General features: G+C 71.8%; 15 protein-coding genes. 7 read left to right on the top strand and 8 right to left on the bottom strand.

The genetic code is table 11. The features are described from left to right. Positions 1 to 49 precede the first annotated feature (49 nt). The 6 genes from V1258_RS01710 to V1258_RS01685 form a co-directional block, all read right to left on the bottom strand. A complete protein-coding gene (locus V1258_RS01710; protein ID WP_329748068.1) occupies positions 50 to 1,120 on the bottom strand; it encodes a 3-isopropylmalate dehydrogenase in 1,071 nt (356 codons plus the stop codon). Positions 1,121 to 1,161: 41 nt separating this feature from the next. Then, positions 1,162 to 2,769, bottom strand: coding sequence for a phosphoglycerate dehydrogenase (serA, locus tag V1258_RS01705; protein WP_329748067.1), 1,608 nt, complete (start codon positions 2,767 to 2,769; stop codon positions 1,162 to 1,164). Between the two features lie 182 nt (positions 2,770 to 2,951). Continuing rightward, positions 2,952 to 4,271, bottom strand: coding sequence for a hypothetical protein (locus V1258_RS01700; RefSeq protein WP_329748066.1), 1,320 nt, complete (start codon positions 4,269 to 4,271; stop codon positions 2,952 to 2,954). A 125-nt stretch (positions 4,272 to 4,396) separates the two neighbouring features. Next, the gene (gene ilvC, locus V1258_RS01695; protein WP_329748065.1) at positions 4,397 to 5,428 is read right to left on the bottom strand and encodes a ketol-acid reductoisomerase; all 1,032 of its coding nucleotides are present in this window, start codon (positions 5,426 to 5,428) and stop codon (positions 4,397 to 4,399) included. A gap of 142 nt (positions 5,429 to 5,570) precedes the next feature. Beyond that, positions 5,571 to 6,086: an acetolactate synthase small subunit gene (gene ilvN / locus V1258_RS01690; RefSeq protein WP_329748272.1), complete on the bottom strand. Its 516-nt coding sequence runs from the start codon at positions 6,084 to 6,086 to the stop codon at positions 5,571 to 5,573. A 41-nt stretch (positions 6,087 to 6,127) separates the two neighbouring features. Beyond that, a complete protein-coding gene (locus tag V1258_RS01685) occupies positions 6,128 to 7,891 on the bottom strand; it encodes an acetolactate synthase large subunit (RefSeq protein ID WP_329748064.1) in 1,764 nt (587 codons plus the stop codon). Between the two features lie 338 nt (positions 7,892 to 8,229). Here V1258_RS01685 and V1258_RS01680 point away from each other — a divergent pair, with 338 nt between their 5' ends. The 7 genes from V1258_RS01680 (at position 8,230) to cobA (ending at position 18,021) form a co-directional block, all read left to right on the top strand. Beyond that, positions 8,230 to 9,978: a nitrite/sulfite reductase gene (locus V1258_RS01680; protein WP_329748063.1), complete on the top strand. Its 1,749-nt coding sequence runs from the start codon at positions 8,230 to 8,232 to the stop codon at positions 9,976 to 9,978. After that, complete coding sequence (locus V1258_RS01675; protein ID WP_329748062.1) at positions 9,975 to 10,853, top strand: phosphoadenylyl-sulfate reductase; 879 nt, start codon at positions 9,975 to 9,977, stop codon at positions 10,851 to 10,853. The genes V1258_RS01680 and V1258_RS01675 overlap by 4 nt, the downstream gene beginning before the upstream one ends. Next, the gene (gene cysD / locus V1258_RS01670) at positions 10,850 to 11,776 is read left to right on the top strand and encodes a sulfate adenylyltransferase subunit CysD (protein ID WP_329748061.1); all 927 of its coding nucleotides are present in this window, start codon (positions 10,850 to 10,852) and stop codon (positions 11,774 to 11,776) included. The genes V1258_RS01675 and cysD overlap by 4 nt, the downstream gene beginning before the upstream one ends. Then, entirely contained in the window at positions 11,776 to 13,101 is a 1,326-nt protein-coding gene (locus V1258_RS01665) for a sulfate adenylyltransferase subunit 1 (RefSeq protein WP_329748060.1), read from the top strand. The genes cysD and V1258_RS01665 overlap by 1 nt, the downstream gene beginning before the upstream one ends. A 206-nt stretch (positions 13,102 to 13,307) precedes the next feature. Continuing rightward, the gene (gene nirB, locus V1258_RS01660) at positions 13,308 to 15,983 is read left to right on the top strand and encodes a nitrite reductase large subunit NirB (protein ID WP_329748059.1); all 2,676 of its coding nucleotides are present in this window, start codon (positions 13,308 to 13,310) and stop codon (positions 15,981 to 15,983) included. Continuing rightward, positions 15,983 to 16,399: a nitrite reductase (NAD(P)H) small subunit gene (locus V1258_RS01655; RefSeq protein WP_329748058.1), complete on the top strand. Its 417-nt coding sequence runs from the start codon at positions 15,983 to 15,985 to the stop codon at positions 16,397 to 16,399. Before nirB ends, V1258_RS01655 begins: the two co-directional genes overlap by 1 nt. Then, positions 16,396 to 18,021: a uroporphyrinogen-III C-methyltransferase gene (gene cobA, locus V1258_RS01650; RefSeq protein ID WP_329748057.1), complete on the top strand. Its 1,626-nt coding sequence runs from the start codon at positions 16,396 to 16,398 to the stop codon at positions 18,019 to 18,021. The genes V1258_RS01655 and cobA overlap by 4 nt, the downstream gene beginning before the upstream one ends. Positions 18,022 to 18,144: 123 nt before the next feature. Here the strand turns inward: cobA and ilvD are convergent, their stop codons facing one another. Further along, positions 18,145 to 19,977, bottom strand: coding sequence for a dihydroxy-acid dehydratase (gene ilvD, locus V1258_RS01645; RefSeq protein WP_329748056.1), 1,833 nt, complete (start codon positions 19,975 to 19,977; stop codon positions 18,145 to 18,147). Between the two features lie 92 nt (positions 19,978 to 20,069). Next, entirely contained in the window at positions 20,070 to 21,761 is a 1,692-nt protein-coding gene (locus V1258_RS01640; protein WP_329748055.1) for an alanine/glycine:cation symporter family protein, read from the bottom strand. Positions 21,762 to 22,150: the final 389 nt, after the last annotated feature.

Here is a 22,150-nt window from a genome sequence, read left to right as displayed (position 1 = left end):
GGTCCTCCTCGAGGATCGGGCGGGTGGGGTCAGTGTGGCAGGTGCGGGCTCAGCGCCCGGAGATCGCGGCGACGAGCGCGTCGCCGATCGCGACGGTCCCGCGGGCGGCGAGCGAGGGGTCCTCGGCCCGGGCGGCGAGGTCGTTCTCGACCGCGGCGCGCACGGCGGCGGCCGGCTCGACGTGCCCCAGGTGGTCGAGCATCAGCGCGACCGAGAGCACCGTGGCGGTGGGATCGGCCTTGTCCTGGCCGGCGATGTCCGGTGCCGAGCCGTGCACGGGCTCGAACATCGACGGGAAGGCCCCGGTGGGGTTCACGTTGCCGCTCGCCGCGAGACCGATGCCGCCCCCGATGGCGCCCGCGAGATCGGTGACGATGTCGCCGAAGAGGTTGTCGGTGACGATCACGTCGAAGCGCGAGGGGTCCTGCACGAGATAGATCATCATCGCGTCGACATGGGCGTAGTCGACGGCGACCGCGGGGTACTCGGCTCCGACCTGCTCGACGATCCGCCGCCACAGGTGCCCGGCGTGCACCAGCACGTTGTGCTTGTGCACCAGGGTGAGCTTCCCCCGGCGGGCCGCGGCCTGCTCGAAGGCGTAGCGGACCACCCGCTCGACGCCGACGGCGGTGTTGAGGGACACCTCGGTGGCGACCTCCAGCTCGGTGCCGGTGCGCATCGAGCCGCCGTTGCCGACGTACGGGCCCTCGGTGCCCTCGCGCACCACCAGGAAGTCGATCTCGCCGGGCTCGGCGAGCGGCGTCGCCACGCCCGGGAAGAGCCGGGTGGGACGCAGGTTCACGTAGTGGTCGAAGCCGAAGCGGAGCTTCAGCAGCAGGCCGCGCTCGAGGACGCCCGAGGGGACCCCGGGATCGCCGACCGCGCCGAGCAGGATCGCGTCGTGCTCGGCGAGGCGGGCCATGTCCTCGTCGGTGAGCGTCTCGCCGGTGCGGTGCCAGCGGCCCGCCCCGAGGTCGAAGTCGGTGGTCTCGACCGTGACGCCGGCCGGCTCCAGGGCCGCCCGGAGGGCTCGCAGGCCCTGCGGGACGACCTCCTGACCGATGCCGTCACCCTCGATGACGGCGAGGCGCAGGGTGGTGGACGCGGAGGTCGTGCTCATGGTGGTGCTCCTTCGGGGACGCTCGGTCGCGAGGGTCGGGGTCAGTAGACGAGGTCGACGGCGTGGATCGAGTGGGCGCCGATGTCCTCGCCGATGCGCTCGGCGAGCTCGCGGTCCACGGAGGAGTCCAGGTCGAGGACCACGAGGGCTTCGGCGCCGGGGCCCTTGCCCGCGCGGGAGACCTGCATGCCGGCGATGTTCACGCCCGCCTCGCCCAGTCGGGCGCCGTACTGGCCGATCAGGCCCGGTCCGTCCTCGTAGCGGATCAGCAGCAGATGGTCGCTGAGGGGGACCTCGAGCGCGTGGCCGCCCACCTCGACGAGCTTGTGGGCCTGCTCGACGCCGCTGAGGGTGCCGGAGACGGAAACGACCTCGCCGCTGCGGAGCGTGCCGCGCAGCGAGATCACGTTGCGGAACCGCTCGGAGGCCTCCTCGGTCTGCAGCTGCACGGTGATGCCGCGCTCCTCGGCCATGACGGGGGCGTTGACGTAGCTGACCTGGTCGGTGACCACGCCGCGGAAAAGTCCGCGGAGGGCGGAGAGCTTGAGCGCGGTGACGTCGTGGGTGGCGATCTCGCCGCGCACGACGATCTCGAGCAGCTCGGGCGACTCGGCCGCGAGCGCGGTGAAGAGCTGGCCGAGGCGGTCGGCGAGCGCCACGCCCGGGCGGACCAGGTCGTCGATCGCACCGCCGGCGACGTTCACGGCGTCGGGGACGAGCTCGCCCGCGAGAGCGAGGCGCACGGACTTGGCGACGGCCACGCCGGCCTTCTCCTGCGCCTCGGCCGTCGAGGCGCCGAGGTGCGGGGTGAGGGTGACGTTGTCGAGCTCGAGCAGGCGCGCTGCGGTCTCGCTCGTGGCGGGCGGCTCGGAGGTGTAGACGTCCAGGCCGGCACCGGCGATCTGCCCGGTGGTCAGCGCCGTGTACAGCGCCTCCTCGTCGATCAGCCCGCCGCGGGCGGCGTTGACGATGTGCAGGGTGGGCTTGGCGAGCGCGAACTGCTCGGCGCCGATCAGCCCGGTGGTCTCCGGGGTCTTCGGCATGTGCACGGTGACGATGTCGGAGGCGCGCATGAGCTCGTCGAGCTCGACCACGCGCGCCCCGAGCTCGGCGGCCCGGGTGTGGTTCACGTAGGGGTCGTAGGCGAGCAGCTCGACGCCGAAACCGGCCAGGCGCTCGGCGACGAGCTGGCCGATGCGGCCGAAGCCGACGACGCCGACCGTCTTGCCGAGCAGCTCGACGCCCGTGAGCTGCTTCCGCTCCCACTTGCCGGCCTTCACCGAGGCATCGGCGCGGGCCAGGTGGCGCAGCGAGGAGAGGATCAGGGTCACGGCGAGCTCCGCCGCCGAGACGATGTTCGAGGTGGGAGCGTTGATGACCATCGCCCCGGCGGTCGTGGCGGAGGCGACGTCGACGTTGTCCAGGCCCACTCCGGCGCGGGCGACGACCTTGAGCCGTCCTGCGGCGGCGAAGACCTCCGCGTCGACCTGGGTGGCGGAGCGGACCAGCAGGGCATCGGCCTCGGCCACGGCGGCGAGCAGCGCCGGGCGGTCGGTGCCGTCCACGCGGCGCACCTCGACGTCGGGGCCGAGGACCTCGACGGTGGCGGGCGACAGTTCCTCAGCGATGAGCACGACAGGACGCGTCACGGAATCTCCTCCGGTGCGGATGGTGGTCGTCGCACTCATCCTCGGGGGCGACGGGTTTCAGGGCCTTCGGGACCAGAGTAGTCGCGTGTCCGCCATGCGGGAACGGCGGTCACGATACGAGATCTGTCCGTCTGTGCTAAAGGGGCGCCGTGCCGCACCCTCCCCACCGGGTCGGTGCCGGTTCAGTCCAGGCGCAGCCCCGCGAGCAACTGGTGCGCACTGACCGCGCTCTCCTCCTCGGTCAGGTCGTGGAGCCGCACGGAGAACTGCTCGTCCCCGCGGTGGACCGTGATGCTGACGGTGAACTCGGAACCCGGTCCCACGCCGTGCTCGAGCACCGCGAGCTCCGCCCCGGGGACCTCCGCCCGAGCGACGTGCCGCGTCGCCGCGAGCGGATACGGGCTCGGGGCCGCGAGACGATGACGGACCACCGAGGCGCGGCGCTCGCCACCGGTGAAGAGCAGACCGATCTCCGAGACCTCGGGCTCCCCGACCTCCTCCGGGAGCGCCACGGTGAGGTCCCGCAGCGTGTGCTCCACCCACCCCGAGGGGACCTCGGTGCCCCCGACGACCGGGAGGGTCGAGGGATCCTCGAGGTGGACGCTCGGTGCGGCATTGGTCGAGTACTGCATGAGCGCGGTGCGGCCGTCGACCGCGAGGGCGAGCCCGAAGGTCGCGGTGCGGACCAGCATCCGCTCCCCGTCGGCCGTGGAGACGGGCAGTGCACCGCGGGTGGAGGCGAGGAACAGGGGCCCGGTCAGCGCCGACAGCTCGAGCATCTCCACCTCGGTCCTCGCCTCGAGCAGGTGCAGGCGATGAGCGTCCGCGGGATACGGGAGCGGCTCCATCCCGTACGTCTCGGGGAGCCCCTCGCCGTCACCGAGCACGCCTGCGACCGGGACGTCCGCGAAGAGCTCGTCGAAGCTCGGGAGGAACGCCTCGTCCAGCCCGAGCGACGCGACGAGCACCGGGGCCACCTCGCCCGAGCGCGAGTTGTCCTGCTCGAGCAGCAGCGGGGTGTCGAGGATGTGGAGGATGGACTGGACCAGCACGCCGATGGAGGATCCGACCAGGGTCTCGCGGCCACCGAGGGCGGCCTCCGCCGCGGGGTCGATCGCCACCGGCTCAGTGGTGAACACCGGGGAGTCCTCGGAGAAGCCGGGCGAGAACCAGGTGCCGTACCGGTCGTGCTGCTCGATCTGTCCCTTTTGGGTCCCGAACTGCTGATCGGCCCCGGCGAGATCGAGCTCGACGAGCTCGAGGTCCGCCTCGACGGCCCAGTCGTCGAAGGTGGTGCCCGGCTCCGTGGCGGGCCCCGCCGTCGCACCGCCGCCGTCGCTCGCCTCCGCGGGCGCGCTGCCCGGATCCGGCGCCGCCGTCGGCTCCTCCTCCGCGCCGGGCAGGAGTCCGCAGCCCCCTGCCGCGGTCACCACCCCCAGCATCCCCAGGGCGCCCAGCGCCGTCCGTCGTGTGGTCCGGCCCGAGGCCGTCCGCGCCGTCATGGTCTGCTCCCCCTCGACGGCAGGTCCGCCGTCTTTCGCGTACACATGTCCCGAACATCATGCACGACGGCCGACGGCGGATGCACCTCGAGGTGCACCCGCCGTCGGCCGTGGGACGCGAAGGGTCAGCGTGCGGCGCTGCCCTCGGTGTAGTCGTCATCCAGGCCCGAGGTGGACCAGGAGAACATCTTGCGCAGGTCCCGGCCGACCTTCTCGATCTCGTGCTCGGCCTCCTTGGCGCGCAGCTCCTGGAACTCCTTCGCACCGTTGTCCTGGTCCTCGATGAACCGCTTCGCGAAGGCGCCGGACTGGATGTCGGCGAGGATCGCCTTCATGTCGGCCTTGGTCTGGTCGGTGACGACGCGGGGACCGGAGACGTAATCCCCGAACTCGGCGGTGTCGGAGATCGACCAGCGCTGCTTGGCGATGCCGCCCTCCCACATCAGGTCGACGATCAGCTTGAGCTCGTGGAGGACCTCGAAGTAGGCGATCTCCGGCTGGTAGCCCGCCTCGGAGAGGGTCTCGAAGCCGGCCTGGACCAGGTGGCTCATGCCGCCGCAGAGCACGGCCTGCTCGCCGAAGAGATCGGTCTCGGTCTCCTCGGTGAAGGTGGTCTTGATGACGCCGGCGCGGGTGCCGCCGATGCCCTTGGCGTAGGACAGCGCGAGGTCCCAGGCGGAGCCGGTGGCGTCCTGCTCGACGGCGACGATGTCCGGGATGCCGCGGCCGGCGACGAACTCGCGACGCACCGTGTGGCCGGGGGCCTTGGGGGCGATCAGCAGGACGTCGACGCCGGCGGGGACCTCGATGTAGCCGAAGCGGATGTTGAAGCCGTGCGCGAAGGCGAGCGCCTTGCCCTCGGTGAGGTGCGGCTGGATCGACTCGGCGAAGACCTTCCGCTGGTCCTGGTCCGGCGTGAGGATCATGATCAGGTCAGCCCACTCGGAGACCTCGGCGACGGTGCCGGTGCCCAGTCCCTCCTCCTGCGCCTTCGCGGCGGACTTCGAGCCCTCGCGGAGGCCCACGCGGACCTCGACGCCGCTGTCGCGCAGGTTCAGCGCATGGGCGTGGCCCTGTGAGCCGAAGCCGATCACCGCGACCTTCTTGCCCTGGATGATCGAGAGGTCAGCGTTGTCGTCGTAGAAGATCTCCGCCACGATGTGCTCCTTGTTCTGTGGGTCGGGGTCCGCGCCGCCCGCGATGCGGTGCAGCGGCGCCGGCGTCAGGTCGATCCTAGTGCCGGAAGTCTTGCATGATGAGAGGGTGTCTTTGGATGTGAGACCCCCGAGCGGCTCGCGGTCAGCCGAGCAGCGCGCGGTCCGTGATCGCCCGGGCACCGCGGCCGATGGCCACCTCACCGGACTTCACGATCTCGCGGATGCCGAACTCCTCGAGCATCCCCAGCAGCGCCGAGAGCTTGTCCTGCGTTCCCGTCGCCTCGATGGTGACCGAGTCGGTCGCCGCGTCGACGACCTTCGCCCGGAACATCTGGACGATCTCGAGCACCGAGGTGCGGCTCGAGGAGTCCGCGGTGACCTTGATCAGGATCAGCTCGCGTTGGACGGTCTGGCGGGGCTCGAGCTGGACGATCTTGAGCACGTTGACGAGCTTGTTGAGCTGCTTGGTGATCTGCTCGAGACGACGCTGGTCGACGTCGACCACCACGGTGATGCGGGAGATCTCCGGGTGCTCGGTGGGGCCGACGGCGAGGGACGAGATGTTGTAGCCGCGGCGGGAGAACAGGGCGGCGACGCGCGTGAGCACGCCGGGCTTGTTCTCCACCAGGACGGACAGGGTCTGGCTGTGGGGGGTCATCACGTACTCCGAGGTGGACGGGGCGGAAGCGGCGTTCATGATCAGATGTCCCTCTCCCACTCGGGGCTCATGCCCTGGGCGATCTGGATCTCGTCGTTGGAGACGCCGGCGGGGACCATCGGCCACACCATCGCGTCGGCGCTCACCGTGAAGTCCACGACCACGGGGCGGTCGTTGATCTCGAGCGCCTGGCGGATGGTGTCGTCGATGTCCTCGTCGCGCTCGCAGCGCAGGCCCGCGGCGCCGTACGCGTCGGCGAGCTTCACGAAGTCGGGGATGCGGCGGCTGCCGTGACCGGTGTTGAGCTCGGTGTTGGAGTAGCGCTGGTCGTAGAACAGGTTCTGCCACTGGCGCACCATGCCGAGGCTCGAGTTGTTGATGACCGCGACCTTGATCGGGATGTCGTTGATGACGCAGGTGGCGAGCTCCTGATTGGTCATCTGGAAGCAGCCGTCGCCGTCGATCGACCAGACCACGCGGTCCGGCTGGCCGACCTTGGCGCCCATGGCGGCGGGCACCGAGTAGCCCATGGTCCCGAGGCCGCCCGAGTTGATCCAGGTGAGCGGGTTCTCGTACTGGACGAACTGCGCGGACCACATCTGGTGCTGTCCGACGCCGGCGACCATGATCGCCTCGGGTCCGGAGAGCGCGCCGAGGCGGGAGATGACCTTCTGCGGGGCGGTCAGGCCGTCCTCGGTCTCGGTCCAACCCAGCGGGTAGTTGTCGCGCAGGAGGTCCAGCGCGCTCCACCAGGCGTCGTAGTCGCGGGGGTCGCTCTCCGCCGCGTCCAGCCGGCTGCGCAGCTCGGCGGTGAGGGCCCGGGCGACATCGGCGGCCTGGCCCACGATCGGCACGTCGGTCTCGATGTTCTTGGAGATCTCCGCGGGGTCGATGTCGGCGTGGACGATCGCCGCGTTCGGGGCGAAGGAGTCCAGGCGACCGGTCACGCGGTCATCGAAGCGGGCACCGATGTTCACGATCAGGTCCGCCCGCTGCAGGGCCGAGACCGCCGCGACGGTCCCGTGCATGCCGGGCATGCCGAGGTGGCTGGGGTGCGAGTCCGGGAGGGCGCCGCGGGCCATGAGGGTGGTGACGAAGGGGGCACCAGAGACGTCCACCAGTTCGCCGACCTCCTCCCAGGCGCGGCCGCGCAGCACGCCGCCGCCGAGCAGGAAGACGGGACGCTTGGCCTCGAGCAGGAGGGTCGCCGCCTCGCGTATCTGCTTGCTGTGCGGGCGCGACTCGGGGCGGTAGCCGGGCAGGTCGAGCGTCTCGGGCCAGACGAACTCGGTCATCGCCTGCTGCGCGTCCTTGGTGACGTCCACCAGCACGGCGCCGGGCCGGCCGGTCGAGGCGATGTGGAAGGCCTGCTTGATGACCTTGGGGATCTCGTCGGCGTCGGAGACCAGGAAGTTGTGCTTGGTCACGGGCATGGTCATGCCCACGATGTCGGCCTCCTGGAAGGCGTCGGTCCCGATGAAGGACGAGCCGACCTGGCCGGTGATCGCGACGAGCGGGATCGAGTCCATCTGCGCGTCGGCGATCGCGGTGATCAGGTTCGTGGCCCCGGGGCCCGAGGTCGCCAGGCACACACCGACCTTCCCGGTGGCGTGCGCGTAGCCGCTCGCGGCATGGCCGGCGCCCTGCTCGTGGCGGACCAGCACGTGACGGAGCTTCTTCGCGTCCATCAGCGGGTCGTAGGTGGGCAGGATCGCCCCGCCGGGGAGGCCGAAGACGACCTCGGCCCCGGCATGCTCGAGGGACTCGACCAGCGCCTGCGCGCCCGTCATCTGCTGTCCGGTCATCGGAACTCCTTCGTCGTCTCGGACGGTGGTCGTGGCGGGGACTACGGCCGTTCCCCTCCCGAGGGATCGCACCCGACCGGGGGCACGAAAAAGCCCCTCCGCCTGGGGCTCAGGGAGGGGCGCGGTGACGTGCTCGAAGGACGAACGGGCGTCAGCCGCGCTCGAGAACTACGAGGATGTCGAGATGCATGGCGACAGCATAGGCCCTCGCATCCGAGCGGCCACCCCGGTCCGGGATGCGAGACGACGGATGTCGCCGCAGGGCGCCCGAGTGCCGTACATGACACTGCGTGACCAAAGGGTTTGTAATCGGCTCCATAACTCGTCATTCTGTGGGCATGGAGTCCACCGATCTCAGCACCCGTCCGCCCGCCGACGGAGCTCCCGCGCACGCCACCCCGCCGCGGGTGCGCCCCTCCCGCTCGGGCAAGCCGCAGGGGCAGTGGAAGGTCGACGGCACCGAGCCCCTGAACCCCAACGAGGAGTTCAAGGCCGCGGACAACGGACTCAACGTGCGCGCCCGCATCGAGGAGACCTACGCCCGCGAGGGCTTCGACGCGATCCCCGGGGACGACCTCCATGGCCGCTTTCGGTGGTGGGGCCTCTACACCCAGCGCAAGCCCGGGATCGACGGCGGCCGTACCGCGCAGCTCGAGCCGCATGAGCTCGAGGACCGCTACTTCATGCTCCGCGTGCGCACCGACGGTGCCGCCCTCTCCCCCGCCGCCCTGCGCGTGCTCGGCTCGATCTCCACCGACTTCGCCCGCGGCGCGACCGACCTCACCGATCGCCAGAACGTCCAGTACCACTGGATCGAGATCGAGGACGTCCCCGAGATCTGGCGCCGCCTGGACACCGTCGGCCTCGAGACCACCACCGCGTGCGGCGACACCCCGCGCGGCTTCCTCGGCAGCCCCGTCGCCGGCATCGCCGCCGACGAGATCATCGACCCCACCCCGGTGATCGCCGAGATCAAGCGCCGCTACATCGGCGACCCCGAGCTCGCGAACCTGCCGCGCAAGTTCAAGACCGCGATCACCGGGCACCCCAGCCTCGACGTCGCCCACGAGATCAACGACATCTCGCTCGTGGGCGTGGTCCACCCCGAGCTCGGCCCCGGCTACGACCTCTGGGTGGGCGGCGCGCTCTCCACCGCCCCGCGGCTCGGCGAGCGCCTGGGCGTCTTCGTCACCGAGGAGCAGGCACCCGACGTGTGGCACGGCGTGGTGCGGATCTTCCGCGACTACGGCTTCCGCCGCCTGCGCAACAAGGCGCGGCTGAAGTTCCTGCTCGCCGACTGGGGCACAGAGCGGTTCCGCGAGGTGCTCGAGTCCGAGTACCTCGGCTACGCCCTCCCGGACGGTCCGGCCCCCGCCCCGGCCACCGGGCCGGGCGACCACGTCGGCGTGCATCTCCAGAAGGACGGCCGCTCGTACATCGGCGCCGCCCCCACCGTCGGCCGGATCCGCGGTGACCTCCTGACCCGCCTCGCCGATCTGGTGGAGGAGGTCGGCGCCGAGTCCGTGCGCCTGACCGCCTTCCAGAAGCTCGTGGTCCTGGGCGTCCCCGCCGACCGCGTCCAGGAAGCAGTGGAGGGCCTCGAGGCCCTCGGGCTGCGCACCCGGCCCAGCGCCCTGCGCCGCTCGACGATGGCCTGCACCGGCCTCGAGTTCTGCAAGCTCGCGATCGTGGACACCAAGGACACCGCGACGGCGGCGGTCGACGAGCTCGAGCGCCGCCTCGCAGACGTCGAGCCGCGCCTCGGACAGCCGATCAGCCTGCACCTGAACGGCTGCCCCAACTCCTGCGCCCGCATCCAGACGGCCGACATCGGGCTCAAGGGACAGATCATCACGACAGAGGACGGCGAGCAGGTCCCCGGGTTCCAGGTGCATCTGGGAGGATCGCTCTCAGCACCCGGTCTCGAGGGGCCCCAGCTGGGGCGCACGCTGCGCCAGCACAAGGTCGCCGCCACGGAGCTGCCGGACTACGTCGAGCGCGTCGTCCGCCGCTTCGCGGACGGTCGCACCGACGGGGAGACCTTCGCGGCCTGGGCGCACCGTGCCGAGGAGGAGGAGCTGCGATGACCACGACCGAACCAGCCCACCAGGACGAGCGCTCCGCCGAGACCCCCGAGGAGCGGATCGCCCGCCTGCGCGCCCTCGCGGCGGAGGGCGCCGAGCGCTTCGCGGCCCTCGAGGCGGAGCTCGGCCCCGAGGAGCTCGCCGACGCCGCGGCTCGGTGGGCCGCCGAGACGTTCGGGGACTCGCTCACGGTGGCCTGCTCGATGGCCGATGCGGTGCTCCCCCACGTCGTCGCCGCCCACCGCCCCGGCGTGGACGTGCTCTTCCTCGACACCGGCTACCACTTCCCCGAGACCCTCGCGACCCGCGACCGTGTCGCCCGCGAGCTCGACGTGACGGTGGTGGACGTGCTGCCCGAGCGCACCGTCGCCGAGCAGGACGCCGAGCACGGCGCGAAGCTCCACGACCGCGATCCCGCGTCCTGCTGCGGCATGCGGAAGGTCGCCCCCCTGAAGAAGGCGCTCGGCGGCTACGACGCCTGGGTCACCGGGGTGCGCCGCGACGAGGGACCGACCCGTGCGGGCTCCCCCGTGGTGACCTTCGACGAGGCCTTCGGGCTCGTCAAGATCAACCCGCTCGTCACCTGGTCGTACGATCGGCTCATGGCGTACTCGCGCGAGCACTCCCTGCCGGAGAACCCGCTGCTGCACCAGGGCTACCCCAGCATCGGGTGCGCCCCCTGCACCCGACCCGTCGCCCCCGGTGAGGACCCCCGCGCCGGTCGCTGGGCCGGCACGCAGAAGACCGAATGCGGGCTCCACCCCGGCGACGGCGGCACCGAGGCGGGCACCGCCGCGGGATCGTCGGCCGACACCGCCCCGGCGATCCGCACCGCCCCCGTCCTGATCTCGCTCAGCCCCACCCAGGAGGACCGATGACCGCCCTCGCCCCCGCGCCGCGCGTGGACGCCCCGGCCGGCCTGCTCGACGCCCTCGAGGCCGAGGCCATCCACATCATCCGCGAGACCGTCGCCGAGCTCGAGCGTCCCGTCATGCTCTTCTCCGGGGGCAAGGACTCGGTGGTGATGCTGCACCTCGCGGCCAAGGCCCTGTGGCCCGCCCCGATCCCCTTCCCGGTGCTGCACGTGGACACCGGCCACAACTTCCCCGAGGTGATCGAGTTCCGCGACCGGACGGTCGCAAAGATGGGCGTCGAGCTCCTCGTCGCCTCGGTGCAGGACTATCTCGACGACGGCCGGCTCGAGGAGCGCGCCGACGGCACCCGCAACCCGCTGCAGACCATGCCGCTGCTCGACGCGATCGAGGAGCACCGGTTCACGGCGGTCTTCGGCGGCGGCCGCCGCGACGAGGACAAGGCCCGCGCCAAGGAGCGCATCATGAGCCTGCGCTCCGCCTTCGGGCAGTGGGACCCCAAGAACCAGCGGCCCGAGCTCTGGCACCTCTACAACACCCGTCACCGTCCCGGCGAGCACGTGCGCGTCTTCCCGCTGTCGAACTGGACCGAGCTGGACGTGTGGCGCTACATCGCCCGCGAGCAGATCGAGCTGCCCTCGCTGTATTACGCGCACGAGCGGGACGTCGTCGAGCGCGACGGCATGCTGCTCAGCCCCGGTGACTGGGGCGGCCTGCGCGAGGGCGAGGAGACCACCCGGCGCACGGTCCGCTACCGCACCGTCGGCGACATGTCCTGCACCGGGGCCGTGCTCTCCGAGGCCTTCGACGTGCAGGCCGTCCTCGCCGAGGTCGCCGCCAGCACCATCACCGAGCGCGGCGCCACCCGGGCGGACGACCGGATCTCCGAGGCCGCCATGGAGGACCGCAAGAAGGAGGGCTACTTCTGATGACCACCGCCGATCTGCTCCTCGCCCCCGAGGGCACGGGCACGGGCCATCCCGGCCCGACCCTCCTGCGCCTCGCGACCGCCGGCAGCGTCGACGACGGCAAGTCGACTCTCATCGGCCGCCTGCTGCACGACACGAAGTCGGTCTTCGCCGACCAGCTCGCCTCCGTCGAGGCGGCCAGCCGCCAGCGGGGCTGGAAGGGCGAGCTCGCCGATCTCGCGCTGCTCACCGACGGCCTCCGCGCCGAGCGGGAGCAGGGCATCACGATCGACGTCGCCTACCGCTACTTCGCGACCGCCGAGCGCTCCTACGTCCTGGCCGACACCCCCGGGCACGTCCAGTACACGCGCAACACGGTCACCGGCGCCTCGACGGCCGACGTCGTCGTGGTGCTCGTCGACGCCCGCAACGGCGTGGTCGAGCAGACCCGCCGCCACCTCGCGATCTCGGCCCTGTTGCGCGTCCCGCACGTGCTCGTCGCGCTCAACAAGATCGACCTCGTCGACGATCCGCAGGCCGTCCACGCCGCCGTCACCGCGGAGCTGGGCCGCGTCGCCGACTCCCTCGCCCTGCGGGACCTGCACGTCGTCCCGGTCTCCGCCCTGCACGGCGACAACGTCGTGACCCGCTCGGAGCGCACCGCCTGGTACGAGGGTCCGACGCTGCTCGCGCTGCTCGAGACCCTCCCTCCGGGCGCCGATCAGCGCGAAGGCGATCTGCGCCTGCCCGTGCAGTTGGTGATCCGTCCGCAGCACGGCGCGGTGGATCCCGCGCACGTGGACTATCGGGGCTACGCGGGCCTGATCACCTCCGGAACCGTCGCCCTCGGCGATCCGATCACGGTGGCCGGCTCGGGCCGCTCCACGACCGTGACCGGGATCGACGTCGCAGGCTCCCCCGTCGAGCGGGCGGCCGCCGGGCTCTCGGTCACCCTGAGCCTCGCCGACGAGCTGGACATCTCCCGCGGGGACGTCCTCGCCGGGGGCACCGTCCCCGTGCCCACGGACAGCACCGCGGCGGTGCTCTGCTGCCTCTCGGAGACCCCTCTGCGCGAGCGCGCCCGCGTGCTCGTCAAGCACGGCACCCGCACCGTCCAGGCCCGGGTCCAGGGGATCTCCGAGCGGCTGGACATCGAGTCCCTCGAGACCGTCCCCGCGGACACGGCCGAGCTCAACGACCTCGTGCAGGTCCAGCTGCAGCTGGCGGAAGCGCTGCCGCTCGAGCCCTACGCCGCCACGCGGGACGGAGGCTCCTTCCTCGTGATCGACCCGCAGTCGGGGACCACGCTCGCCGCGGGCATGGTCCAGGCGGACCTGCGCGCCTGATCCTCGCGCCCGTGCCGGGGACCTGCTCCCCCGGCACGGGCCGCACCGCCGCGGACCGCACCCGGCTCCGGTGCGCGCCGGGACGGCTCCCGGCCTAGCGGACGCGCGAAGGCCGCCCGGTTGACGGAGGTCCCTGCGCAGGTCTTCGCACCGCGGCTACCGTTGCTCCTGTCGACCCCCCTCGGAGAGAGGCATGTGAGCCGAGCATGAGCACCCCTGGACACTCCCCCCTCGCCCCTTCCCCGGAGCAGCACCCGCTGGCCGGGGAGCGGCTCGTCGTCGTCGGCGGCGGCATGACCGGGCACCGCTTCGCGGCGCGCCTGCGCGCGGCGGATCCCGACGGCGACTGGACCCTCACCGTGATCGGTGAGGAGCCGCAGCGCCCCTACGACCGCGTGCACCTCTCGGACTGGTTCGACCACCGCCGCGAGGACCTCCTCTCCCTCGACACCGGGGTGTGGGAGGACCCGCGCATCACCCTGGTCACGGGCGATGCGGCGGAGGCCGTGGATCGCTCCGCGCACACCGTGACCTGCGCCTCCGGCACCGTCCACGACTACGACCGGCTCGTGCTCGCCACCGGCTCCTGGGCCTGGGCGCCGCGCGCCGAGGGCAAGGACCTGCCGGGCTCCTTCAGCTATCGCACCGTCGAGGACGTCGAGAACCTCGCCGCCTGGGTCGCCGAGCGCGGCGAGGCCCTGGGCCGGCAGGTGCGCGGAGTCGTCGTCGGCGGCGGCGTGCTCGGCCTCGAGGCCGCGGCCGCGCTGCAGGGACTCGGCGCGCACTCCACCGTCGTCGAGTTCGCCGACCGGCTGATGGCCGTCCAGCTCGACGACGGCGGCGGCGAGATGCTGCGCCTGCTCATCCAGGACAAGGGCATCGAGGTGCGCACCGGCGTGGGCGCGACCGCCTTCCGCCCGGCCGAAGACGGCGCGATGGGCACTGCCGAGCTCACCGACGGCAGCGAGCTGCCCGCGGACGTCGTGGTCTTCTCCACCGGCATCCGTCCCCGGGACAAGATCGGCCGGGAGGCCGGGCTCGTGATCGGCGAGCGCGGCGGCGTGGTCGTCGGCGAGAGCTGCCAGACCTCCGACCCGGACATCTGGGCGATCGGCGAGTGCGCCTCCTTCGACGGGGTGTGCGCGGGCCTGATCGCCCCCGGCAACGACATGGCCGACGTGGTCGTGGACCGCTTCCTCGGCGGCGCCCGTACGCACTCCCGCGCCGAGGACGGCACGAAGCTCAAGGGCGTGGGCGTGGACGCCGCGGCCTTCGGCGACGTCAACGCCATGACCCCGGACGCGCTCGAGGTCTCCTTCGTCGACCCGGTCCACCGCCAGTACCGCAAGCTGGTGCTCTCCGACGACGCGACGATCCTGCTCGGCGGGGTGTTCGTCGGCGACATCTCCCTGTACTCGCAGCTGCGGCCGCTGACCGGGCGTCCCCTCGGGGCGGACCCGTCGGCCGTGATCGCCCCCGAGGGCGGCGGCGACGCGCTCGCGGGCGCCGAGCTGCCGGACGATGCGGTGGTCTGCTCGTGCAACAACATCGCCGCCGGCACCGTGCGCCATGCGGTGAACGAGCAGGGCTGCCACACCGTCGGCGCGATCAAGGAGTGCACCACCGCCGGCACCGTGTGCGGCTCGTGCGTCCCCACGCTCACGAAGATCCTGAACCAGGAGCTGGCCAAGAGCGGCATCGAGGTGTCCCGCGCCCTGTGCGAACACTTCGACCACTCCCGCGCCGAGCTGTACCAGCTCGTCGAGGAGGGCGGCCAGGAGACCTTCACCGAGGTCGTCGCCGCGCACGGCACCGGGGCGGGGCGCGGCTGCGCGGTGTGCCGCCCGACGGTCGCCTCGATCCTGTCCTCGCTCGGCGCGCTCAGCGGCCGCCGCCACAACCCGGTGGGACGTCAGCTGGGCTCGCTGCAGGACACCAACGACCACGTCATGGCGAACATCCAGAAGGACGGCACCTACTCGGTGATCCCCGCCATGCCCGCCGGCGAGGTCACCCCCGAGAAGCTGCTCGTCTTCGCGCAGGTCGCGAAGGACTACGGCCTGTACGTGAAGGTCAACGGCGCCCAGCGCATCGGCATGTTCGGGGCCCGTCTCGAGCAGCTCCCGGAGATCTGGGAGCGGCTGGTCGCGGCCGGGTTCCAGTCCGGTCACGCCTACGGCAAGTCCCTCCGGATGGTGAAGTCGTGCCTGGGCACGAACTGGTGCCGCTTCGGCGTGGGCGACTCGACGGCGATGGCGGCCCGCCTCGAGGCCCGCTACCGCGGCCTGCGCTCTCCGCACAAGCTCAAGATCGGCGTCTCCGGCTGCGCCCGCGAGTGCGCGGAGGCCCAGGCCAAGGACGTCGGCGTGATCGCGACCCATCGCGGCTGGAACCTGTACGTCGGCGGGAACGGCGGCGCCCAGCCCGCCCATGCCCAGCTGCTCGTCGAGGACCTCGACGACGACACCCTGCAGCGCTGCATCGACCGTTTCCTGATCCTGTACATCCGCCAGGCGGACAAGCTCCAGCGCACCGCGCGCTGGGTCGAGGAGTACCCGGGCGGGATCGCGGAGCTGCGGCGCGTGGTGGTCGAGGACTCCCTCGGCATCGGCGAGGAGCTCGAGGCCGCCATGCAGCGCCATGCCGACTCCTACGTCGACGAGTGGGCCGAGGCGGTGCAGGATCCCGAGCGCCGCGCGAAGTTCGTGTCGTTCATCAACGCCCCGGACCTGCACGACAAGAGTCTGCGTTACGTGATCGAGCGCGACCAGATCCGCCCGGCACGTCCCGAGGACGATCCGGCCGACACCTTCCCGACGCCGCTCGCGGCGAAGGAGCACGCCCTCGCGGGCGCCGCCCATCTCTCGCAGGAGGACCAGTGATGACCGCCCCCGCCGACTCCCTCGTGGCGATCTGCCCGCTCGAGGCCCTGACCCCGGAGCGGGGCTCGGCCGCGCTGCTGCCGGACGGCACCCAGATCGCAGTGTTCCTGCTGGACGACGGCAGCGTGCACGCCGTCCAGCAGCACGACCCCTACTCGGGATCGAACATCCTCTCCCGCGGCCTGGTCGGCACCCACCGGCTCACGGTCGAGGGCGAGTCGGAGGAGCGGCTGGTCCCCACCCTCTCCTCCCCCATGTACAAGCAGACCTGGGACCTCGACACGGGCGCCGTGATCGACGCCGGTGGCGGTGCCGCACACCCGATCGCGGTTTTCGACGTCGAGGTCCGAGATGGCCAGGTCCACGTCTCCACCGCCCCGCGACCGGGGACCGGGCCGCAGGACGGCGAGGCGTGAGCGGGCTGCCCGAGACCGGGCTGCCCGAGACCGAGTCGGCCGCGAACGGTCTGACCGAGGCCGTCCTCGATCCCGGCACTGTCGCCCTCGTGGGCGGCGGCCCCGGCGCGTGGGACCTGATCACGGTGCGTGGCCTGACGCTGCTGCGCCAGGCCGACGTGGTCGTCGCCGACCGGCTCGGTCCCCGCTCGCTGCTCGGCGAGCTCGCGGACGGGGTCGAGGTGATCGACGTCGGCAAGCGCCCCGGGGCGCATGCCCTGTCCCAGGACGAGATCGGGGCGCTGCTGGTGCGGACCGCGCAGGCCGGGCACCGCGTGGTGCGCCTCAAGGGCGGGGACCCCTTCGTGCTCGGACGCGGCGGCGAGGAAGTCCTCGCCTGCCGCGGCGCCGGCGTCCCCGTGCAGGTGGTGCCGGGAGTGACCTCGGCGCTCGCAGGACCCGCGGCGGGAGACGTGCCGGTCACCCAGCGCGGCACCGCCGTCGCGGTGCACATCGTCAACGCCCACGGCGACCTGGGCCCCGCGGACCTCGCGGCCCTCGCCGACCCCGGCACCACCACGGTGCTGATGATGGGCGTCGGCTGGCTGCCGCGACTGGTCGCCCAGGCCCGGCTGAACGGCATCGACCCCGAGACCCCGGTCGCCGTGGTGCAGGAGGCGACCCTCCCCGGACAGCGCGAGGTGCGCGGCACCCTCGCCGACATCGAGCGGGTGGTCGCCGAGGCCGGCATCGGACATCCGGCGGTGATCGTGGTGGGGCGCACCGCCGCCCCGGGCTTCCTGCATCCGGAGGACGAAACCACCGCCGTCGCCACCCCGGCGCACGGCGCGGGCCGGGAGGCGCTCGCGGACGGCGCCGAGGTCGGGGAACCGCATCCGGCCGACGGCGTCCCGGCTCCGGTCCCGCCCGGTGCGGCGCCGGTGCTGATCGGCTGCTCGCACGGCACCCGCTCGCGGGACGGCCGGGACGTGCTGCGCGCCCTGCTGACCCGGATCGCCGCGCAGGCCCCGGGTCCCGTGCGCGAGGCCTTCGTGGACGTGCAGGCCCCCGACGTCGCGGCCGTGGTCGCCGCCCATGCGGAGCTCGCCGAGATGCGCACCCGCGAGGCGGATGCGGTGCAGGCGGTGGTCGTGCCGCTGCTGCTCTCCGTCGGCTATCACGTCAAGGACGACATCGGCGACGCGGTCGCGGGCCGTGCCGCGACGGCCACCGGACCGCTCGGCCCCGATCCGCGCCTGGCCGAGGTGATGGCGCAGCGCCTCGACGACGCCGGGCTGCGGGACGGCGACGCCGTGGTCATGGCGGGCTCCGGCACCCGCGATCCGGAGGGTGTCGCCCAGGTCGAGGAGGCGGCGCGGCAGCTCGCCGCGCGACTCGGCCGGGAGGTCACCGTCGGCTTCGCCTATGCCGCGACGCCCTCGGTCGCCGACGCCGTCACCGCGGCGCGCGCGGGGCTGGCCGACGGGTCGCGGGTGGTGGTCGCGAGCTATGTGCTCGCCCCCGGCCACTTCCACGACCTGGTCTCCAGTGCCGGGGCCGATGTGGTCGCCGCACCCCTCGGCGACCACGAGCTCGTCGCCGAGATCGCGCTCGAGCGCTACGAGGCCGCGCTGGGGGCCTGAGCCGGCGGCCCTCCCCCACAGACGTGACGGCGGGGAACCCGCGAGCCCCCTCCGGGCCTCGCGGGTCCCCCGCCGTCATCGCGTCCGGCCGCGACCATCAAACTGGCGCCGCGCGCCTCGCGCTCAGTCCAGCGGTCGCCGGGTCGCGCCGTAGGTCGCGGAACGGACCAGGTGCGCGTAGACCTTGAGGGCCTGGGACACCTGGCGCTCGCGGTGCTCGGGACGCCACGGCAGCGGGCCCTTCTTCTCGCGGCGGCGGGCGATCTCGTCCTCGGGCACGTCGAGCTCGAGCAGGCGCTTGTCCACGTCGATGATGATCTTGTCGCCGTCCTCGATGAGACCGATCAGACCGCCCTCGGCCGCCTCCGGGGAGATGTGGCCGATGGAGACGCCGCTGGTGCCGCCGGAGAAGCGGCCGTCGGTGATCAGCGCGCAGGTCTTGCCGAGGCCGCGGCCCTTGAGGAAGGACGTCGGGTAGAGCATCTCCTGCATGCCGGGACCGCCCTGCGGGCCCTCGTAGCGGATGACCACCACGTCGCCGGCCTTCACGGTCTTGTCCAGGATCTTCTGGACCGCCTCCTCCTGGGAGTCGCAGACCACGGCGGTGCCCTCGAAGTGGAAGAGGTCCTCGGTGACGCCCGCGGTCTTGAACACGGCGCCGTCGCGGGCGAGGTTGCCCTTCAGCACCGCGAGGCCGCCGTCCTTCGTGTACGCGTGGGGGACGGAGCGGACCACGCCGTTCTCGGCGTCGAGGTCGAGCTCGTCCCACGTGTTGGTGGTGGAGAACGCCTGGGTGGTGCGCACCCCTCCGGGGGCGGCGTGGAACAGGGCCTCGGCCTTCTTCGAGGCTTTCCCGCCGCGCACGTCCCACTCGTCGAGCCAGGTGGTGAGGTCCGGGGAGTGCACGGTGTGGACGGTGTGGTCCAGCAGCCCGGCGCGGTCGAGCTCGCCGAGGATCGCCGGGATGCCGCCGGCGCGGTGGACGTCCTCGACGTGCGCGGTACCGTTCGGCGCGACCTTGGACAGGGTCGGCACGGACCGCGAGATGCGATCGATGTCGTCGAGGCCGAAGTCGACCCCGCCCTCGATCGCGACGGCGAGGATGTGCAGGATCGTGTTGGTCGAGCCGCCCATCGCGACGTCCATCGCCATCGCGTTGGAGAACGCGGCCTTGGTGGCGATCGAGCGCGGCAGGACCGACTCGTCGTCCTCCTCGTAGTAGCGCTTGGTGAGCTCGACGATCTTCCGGCCCGCCTCGAGGAAGAGCTCCTTGCGGAAGGCGTGGGTGGCGAGCGTGGTGCCGTTGCCGGGCAGGGAGAGGCCCAGCACCTCGGTGAGGCAGTTCATCGAGTTCGCGGTGAACATGCCGGAGCAGGAGCCGCAGGTCGGGCAGGCGTTCTCCTCGACCTCGGCCAGCTGCGCGTCGGTGATCGAGTCATCTGCGGAGAGGGACATCGCATCGACCAGGTCCAGACGGTGCTCGGTCACGCCCTCGATCGGCTTGCCGGATTCCGACGGACCGCCGGAGACGAAGATGACCGGGATGTTCAGGCGCATGGCGGCCATGAGGTGCCCGGGGGTGATCTTGTCGCAGTTCGAGATGCACACGAGGGCGTCCGCGGTGTGCGCGTTGACCATGTACTCGATCGAGTCGGCGATGACGTCGCGGCTCGGTAGCGAGTAGAGCATGCCGCCGTGGCCCATCGCGATGCCGTCGTCGACCGCGATGGTGTTGAACTCCTTGGAGATACCGCCGGCCTCCGCGATCGAGCTCGCGACCAGGTCGCCCAGGTTCTTGAGGTGGACGTGGCCCGGCACGAACTGCGTGTACGAGTTCGCGATCGCGATGATCGGCTTGCCGAAGTCGCCGCTCGTCATACCGGTGGCGCGCCAGAGGGCGCGGGCGCCGGCCATGTTGCGGCCGTGGGTCGAGGTGCGGGAACGGAGCTGAGGCATGGGCCGAGTCTACTCTCCGAGATGCGAGATGGGGATATCAGCATCCGGACGTGGACAGTGCGGCCGAAGCCCCTGCTGCGTCCCCGTCGGACTCAGGTGCCCGCGGGCGCGGGGGTCCGCGCCTCGCCCTCCGGGTCGGGCTCCTCGCCCCAGCCCTCGTAGTCCGTCTCCCCCATCGGCGAGGCGAGGTCGTCGTCGTGGTGATCGGCGCGGACGGGGAAGCCCGGGTCCTCCGCGAGCTGGCGGTGCAGCTCGGCCAGACGCAGCTCCTCGGTGAGGGTCAGGCGCTCCTCGGCGGCGACCTGCTCCGCGGTGGGTTCATGATCGCCCATGCCGACCTGCAGCGCGGGCTCGACCTCGGTCAGTGCGCCGACGCTCACGCGGTACTTGTGGCGCAGGATCTCCAGGCGCAGGGTCCGCGCGAGGAAGTAGATGCCGAGCAGGTTCGGGATGGACATCAGGAAGAACATCGCGTCGGAGAAGGCGATGACGGAGTCCAGGGAGATCGCGGCACCGACCACGACGGCGAGCACCCAGGCGATGCGGAAGCCGTTCTGCACCAGCGCCGAGCTGCCGAAGAGGTACTTCGCGCTGAGCTCGCCGTAGTAGGCGTACGCGAGGATGGTCGAGAAGCCGAAGAGCACGACTGCGACGGTGAGCAGCACCGGGAACCAGTCGGCGACGGTCGCGAAGGCGCTCGCGGTGAGGGCCACGCCGTCCTCGCCGCCTTCGCGATAGGCCCCGGTGATCACCACGGCGAGCGCGGTAAGCATGCACACGCCGATCGAGTCGATCAGCGGCTCCCACAGGGCGGTAAAGCCCTCGGTCGCCGGCTCCTTCGTCTTCGAGGCGCTGTGGGCCATGCCCGCGGTGCCAATGCCGCCGCCGTTGGAGAACAGGGCGCGCTGGATGCCGACCACGGCGACGCCGACGATGCCGCCGGTGACCCCGTCGGCCGTGAAGGCGCTGGTGACGATGGTGGAGATCGCCCCGGGCAGGGCCCCGATGTTCAGGACGATGATGGCGAGGGTGCACGCCACGTACAGGACGGCCATGGCCGGGGTGATCGCGGAGGTCCACTGCGCGATCTTCTTGACGCCGCCGAGGACCACCATCGCGGTGACGACCGCCATGACCGCGCCGATCAGCCACTGGTTAGCACCGAGGAAATCGCTGCCCGTGGAGGAGGCGACGATCGCGGCCACCTGATTGGCCTGGAAGAGGTTGCCCGCACCGAAGACGCCGAACAGCGCGAAGATCGCGTACATCACCGCGAGGACGCGCCCGAGGCGCTTCCGGCCGATCTGCGCCAGGCCGTCGCGCAGGTAGTGCATCGGCCCGCCCTCGGTGGTGCCGTCGGGGTTGATCGTGCGGTACATGACGCCCAGGGTCGCCTCGGCCATCTTCACGCTCATCGAGAAGAAGCCGAAGATCGCGATCCACAGCGCGGCGCCGGGTCCGCCGACGGTGATCGCGATGGCCACGCCCGCGATGTTGCCGAGGCCGACGGTGCCGGAGAGCTCCGTGGCCAGGGCCTGGAAGCTGGAGACCTGACCGGGGTCGGTCTTGGCGGTGTAGCGGCCGCGGATCACGCCGATCGAGTGCTTGAGGCCCGTGATCGGCTGGAAGCGGAGCCAGACGGTGAGGAAGACCGCGCCCGCCATGAGCCAGACGACGATGATCGGCACGCCGCCGAAGATGGGGGCCTCGTAGAACACGACGGCACTGAGGACAGCGGCGATGGGGCCGAAGATCGTCTCGACGACGGCATCGATTCCAGACATCGGGCGGGCACTCCTTCGGCGGGTTCACCGCCTGCTCGGTGATCGGGGACGCAGCACCGTGAGATCAGTGCCCGCGGCATGCGACAGATGAATGTACCGAGGAGTAGTCGCCGCCCCGCGGCCCGCGCATCGCGCCGACGGCCAGCGGGAAGGCCTCCATGACGTGGGCTTTCGCCGAACCGAACGTGCCGATCGTCGGACAATCCGCCACGCAGATTCGTGACCTTCTGTTGACCTTCGGAGTGACTGACCTCACAGTTCTGCAGTCGGGAGTCCCGACGCGGCAGGGCGCGAGGTGGCGAGCTCGTCGGCCGTCTTCACCCCGGACATGCCAGGAGCGGGGGGGGGAGTAGGTGGGGGGGGGGTGGTTGGGGGGGCGGGTAGGGGAA

Source organism: Brachybacterium sp. J153 (genome assembly GCF_036311905.1).
In the GTDB taxonomy this organism is placed as follows: domain Bacteria; phylum Actinomycetota; class Actinomycetes; order Actinomycetales; family Dermabacteraceae; genus Brachybacterium.
This window is presented reverse-complemented; position numbering and strand designations above follow the sequence as displayed.

Coding starts and splice junctions, on each gene's coding strand:
- ilvN (WP_329748272.1), bottom strand. CDS start 6,086: ATGACCCCCCACAGCCAGACCCTGTCCGTCCTGGTGGAGAACAAGCCC.
- V1258_RS01675 (WP_329748062.1), top strand. CDS start 9,975: ATGACCACGACCGAACCAGCCCACCAGGACGAGCGCTCCGCCGAGACC.
- V1258_RS01665 (WP_329748060.1), top strand. CDS start 11,776: ATGACCACCGCCGATCTGCTCCTCGCCCCCGAGGGCACGGGCACGGGC.
- V1258_RS01710 (WP_329748068.1), bottom strand. CDS start 1,120: ATGAGCACGACCTCCGCGTCCACCACCCTGCGCCTCGCCGTCATCGAG.
- V1258_RS01700 (WP_329748066.1), bottom strand. CDS start 4,271: ATGACGGCGCGGACGGCCTCGGGCCGGACCACACGACGGACGGCGCTG.
- V1258_RS01640 (WP_329748055.1), bottom strand. CDS start 21,761: ATGTCTGGAATCGATGCCGTCGTCGAGACGATCTTCGGCCCCATCGCC.
- nirB (WP_329748059.1), top strand. CDS start 13,308: ATGAGCACCCCTGGACACTCCCCCCTCGCCCCTTCCCCGGAGCAGCAC.
- cysD (WP_329748061.1), top strand. CDS start 10,850: ATGACCGCCCTCGCCCCCGCGCCGCGCGTGGACGCCCCGGCCGGCCTG.
- V1258_RS01680 (WP_329748063.1), top strand. CDS start 8,230: ATGGAGTCCACCGATCTCAGCACCCGTCCGCCCGCCGACGGAGCTCCC.
- V1258_RS01685 (WP_329748064.1), bottom strand. CDS start 7,891: ATGACCGGACAGCAGATGACGGGCGCGCAGGCGCTGGTCGAGTCCCTC.
- V1258_RS01655 (WP_329748058.1), top strand. CDS start 15,983: ATGACCGCCCCCGCCGACTCCCTCGTGGCGATCTGCCCGCTCGAGGCC.
- ilvD (WP_329748056.1), bottom strand. CDS start 19,977: ATGCCTCAGCTCCGTTCCCGCACCTCGACCCACGGCCGCAACATGGCC.